At 46.3% G+C, this 627-nt stretch carries 2 protein-coding genes; one reads left to right on the plus strand and one right to left on the minus strand.

Annotation, left to right across the window (positions count from 1 at the left end; genetic code table 11):
• A partial coding sequence (locus ACFQEU_RS17400) for a hypothetical protein (protein ID WP_465261188.1) occupies nt 1–360 on the plus strand: 360 nt, incomplete at its 5' end.
• Nucleotides 361–413: 53 nt separating this feature from the next.
• Here the strand turns inward: ACFQEU_RS17400 and ACFQEU_RS17405 are convergent.
• A partial coding sequence (locus ACFQEU_RS17405) for a hypothetical protein (protein ID WP_379784200.1) occupies nt 414–627 on the minus strand: 214 nt, incomplete at its 5' end.

Here is a 627-nt window from a genome sequence, read left to right on the forward strand (position 1 = left end):
GATGTTATCGGTAAAGACCATGCCGTTTGCATGGCGGCGGAGCAGGCGCAATTACAACTGAATGCATTCGAGCCGCTAATGGCGGAATGCCTTTTCACAGCGATGGATAGGTTGCTGATTGGCTGCCAATTGCTACGCGAAAAATGCGTCGATCACATCGAGGCAAATACTGATCAGTGCGAGAAAAACTTACGCCAGTCACATGCACTAGCAACGCTATTTAATCCCCTGCTCGGCTATAAACTCACCAGTGAACTGATCAACGAATCCAATCAACTTAAGGTATCTTTTGTGGAACTCGTACAACAGCGAAAGCTTTTATCCACAGACCAAATGCAAGGCCTACTCGAAAGTTGCTAGCCAATAGCAAACAAGCCTGTTAGGCGTTCGTGTAACAAAAGACCAATTTGTTTTCAAAATGCGCCCAGTGCTTGGACATAAATCTTCATCAGTTCCAAGCTTGATCGCGCAGAAGATGTAGCTCTGCCCAACAAAAATAACGAAGGGCAAGAAAAGATGAAGATTATAAAAACGCTATTATCGGTGCTTGCGCTTGCTGGCTTGTCATTTAGCGCACTCGCCTGCGTGACCAGCGAGCAGGAATCCAACGATAAAGAATCCAACGCC

It is taken from the genome of Halorubrum tibetense, assembly GCF_042661865.1.
In the GTDB taxonomy this organism is placed as follows: Archaea; Halobacteriota; Halobacteria; order Halobacteriales; family Haloferacaceae; genus Halorubrum; species Halorubrum tibetense.